This window comes from Mycobacterium sp. RTGN6, from assembly GCF_033804605.1.
Taxonomy (GTDB): Bacteria; Actinomycetota; Actinomycetes; order Mycobacteriales; family Mycobacteriaceae; genus Mycobacterium.
In genome coordinates, this window is the sequence record NZ_JAPZKZ010000027.1 from 1 (window position 1) to 1,132 (window position 1,132).

A 1,132-nucleotide genomic window follows, 5' to 3' on the forward strand; every position below is an offset into this window, starting at 1 on the left:
CTAGTGTCCTGAGTCATTAATTCTGGAGCAGTAGTTGCCGATGCTGGCCAGGATTTGGTCGGCAGTCTTGGTCCAGACGTACGGGCGGGGGTTGTCGTTCCAGGTGGCGATCCAGGCGCGGATGTCGTTGTTGAGTTGGCGCACTGAGGTGTGGGTGCCGCGGCGCAGTTTCTTGGTCGTCAACTCGGCGAACCAGCGCTCGACGAGGTTGAGCCACGAGGAACTCGTCGGGGTGAAGTGCACGACGAACCTGGGATGAGTGGATAGCCAACGCTTTACCGCCGGGGTCTTGTGGGTTGAGGCGTTGTCGAGCACCAGGTGGACGTCGAGGTCGGCGGGGACCTCGCCGTCGATCTTCTTGAGGAAGGCCAGGAACTCCTGGGATCGGTGGCGTGCGTGCAAGGAACCGATCACCTGGCCCGAAGCCAGGTCCAGCGCCGCGTACAAGCTCGAGGTGCCGTGCCGGACGTAGTCGTGGCTGGCCCGCGCTGGGGTGCCGGGCAGCATCGGGAACACCGGTTGCGTCCGGTTCAAGGCCTGGATCTGGGTCTTCTCATCGACACAGAGCACCAGCGCCCGCTCGGGCGGGTCCAGATAGAGCCCGACCACGTCGCGGACCTTCTCCACGAACAGCGGATCCTTCGACAGTTTCCACGAATCTTGTTTGTGCGGAGCCAATCCGAACGCCCGCCATACCCGCGAGACCATCGATTGACTCAACCCGAGGTGCTCGGCCATCGACCGCGTCGACCAATGCGTGGCATCTCGCGGAGCGCTCTCCAGCGTCGTGGTGATCAACGCCTTGATCTGCTCGTCGCCCACGACCCGAGGCCGACCCGGACGCGGCTCATCGAGCAGGCCGTCACACCGAAGCTCCACGAACCGGTTGCGCCACCGCTTGACCGTTGACCGCGAGATCTTCATCCGAATGGCCATGTCGGTGTTGGACTCGCCATCGGCGGCCGCCAACACGATTCGTGATCTCAACGCCAACCCCGCCGCACTGGTCCGACGCCGCGCCCAGCCCTCCAACTCGGCGCGTTCAGCATCGGTCAACACGATCACGGCAGCCTGCGGACTGGGCACAACCCAGTCTACCAACTGAACCGTATTTAATGACTCAGGACACTAG

1 protein-coding gene is annotated in these 1,132 nt (G+C 63.3%); it reads right to left on the minus strand.

Features of this window, described 5'->3' with window-relative positions; all coding sequences use genetic code 11:
* Positions 1–1,086, minus strand: coding sequence for an IS630 family transposase (locus SLQ33_RS33510; RefSeq protein ID WP_319458247.1), 1,086 nt, complete (start codon positions 1,084–1,086; stop codon positions 1–3).
* Positions 1,087–1,132: the final 46 nt, after the last annotated feature.